This window comes from Mesorhizobium sp. M7A.F.Ca.CA.002.09.1.1 (genome assembly GCF_003998555.1).
GTDB classification, from domain to species: Bacteria; Pseudomonadota; Alphaproteobacteria; order Rhizobiales; family Rhizobiaceae; genus Mesorhizobium; species Mesorhizobium ciceri.
The window spans coordinates 1-1569 of the sequence record NZ_RZRR01001100.1; the positions used below are offsets into that span (position 1 = coordinate 1).

2 protein-coding genes are annotated in these 1569 nt (G+C 61.6%); one reads left to right on the forward strand and one right to left on the reverse strand.

Annotation, left to right across the window (positions count from 1 at the left end; all coding sequences use genetic code 11):
* Positions 1-557: EAL domain-containing protein (locus EN994_RS30635; RefSeq protein WP_164746384.1), on the reverse strand; the 557-nt coding region annotated here is incomplete at its 3' end.
* A gap of 207 nt (positions 558-764) precedes the next feature.
* Here EN994_RS30635 and EN994_RS30640 point away from each other — a divergent pair.
* Positions 765-1569: pyridoxal phosphate-dependent aminotransferase (locus EN994_RS30640; protein WP_164746385.1), on the forward strand; the 805-nt coding region annotated here is incomplete at its 3' end.

Sequence of the window (1569 nt, forward strand, 5' to 3'; positions counted from 1 at the left end):
ATATCCGGCTTCAACTCCTTGACCCGGTTGATGTCGGAATCGTCGGCGCCATAGTCGTCGACGGCGATGCGGAAACCGTTGGCTCTCAATGCCGCGACGAAGCCGTGCAAGGCTTCCTGCGACGCCGACCGCTGCTCGGTCACCTCGCAGACGACGCGACGCGGGTCGATGCCGGCCTCGTGCAGCACGAGCCGCATTTCGCGCAAGGCAGCGTCGGCAACAGTGCGTTCGGTGAACACCGACGGGTCGAAATTAACAAAGATCGACGCTTCCTGCGGCAGGCAGGCACCGGCGTTGAGAAGATGCAGCGTCCTGGTCAGCGCCTCGATATGCAGCCGGTCGGCGGCCGGACAGGTCGAGAAGAAATTCATCGGCGATTGTGGCTCGCCGTCGCGGAACGGTCGGATCAGCCCTTCGAACGCGACCACCGACAGCTTGCCTTCCTTGAAGGCGAAGATCGGCTGGAAAGCGCTTTGCAACGTGTAGATGCCCCAGACACCGGTGGAGGTGCCGTCGTCCTGACGGATGATGTGGGCAAGCCCGACGCTGCGCGACACGGTTCCTCGCTCCGCAATTGGTCTGCGATCCTGCCACTCAAGCCTCTACCGCTCGTTAATGAATTTATTGTTGCCGACCCCGGGTCCGATCACAGCTCCTTGAGACCTGGATCAGCCGACAATGCTTGCGTTGCGCGAAATCATGCGACATGAGAAGCGCCGCGGTCGCTCCTGGCCGCGCCGATCTTCCATGGAGACGTCAAGCTCATGGCCTTTCTTGCCGACACCCTTTCGCGCGTGAAGCCTTCCGCCACCATCGCGGTCACGCAGAAAGCGCGCGAGCTGAAAAATGCCGGCCGTGACATTATCGGCCTCGGCGCCGGCGAACCGGATTTCGACACGCCCGACAACATCAAGAATGCGGCAATCGAGGCGATCCGCCGCGGCGAAACCAAGTATCCGCCGGTTTCGGGCATCGTGCCGCTGCGCGAGGCGATCGCAAAAAAGTTTAAGCGCGAGAACAATCTCGACTACAAGCCCGAGCAGACCATCGTCGGTACGGGCGGCAAGCAGATCCTGTTCAACGCCTTCATGGCGACGCTGAACCCCGGCGACGAGGTCATCATTCCTCGCCCCTACTGGGTCAGCTACCCCGAGATGGTGGCGATCTGCGGCGGCACCTCCTTGTTTGCCGACACCTCGATCGACAACGGCTTCAAACTGACCGCTTCCGTGCTGGAAAAGGCGATCACGCCGAAGACCAAATGGCTGCTGATGAACTCGCCGTCGAACCCGTCGGGTGCCGCCTATACCGAGGCCGAACTGCGCGCTCTGGCCGACGTGCTGTTGAAGCATCCGCATGTCTGGACGCTGACCGACGACATGTACGAGCACCTGACCTATGGCGATTTCGTCTTCAAGACCATCGCCGAGGTCGAGCCTAAGCTCTACGAGCGCACGCTGACCATGAACGGCGTGTCGAAAGCCTATGCAATGACCGGCTGGCGCATCGGTTATGCGGCGGGCCCGGTCCAACTGATCAAGGCGATGGTGCAGGCGCCCGATGTCTGCT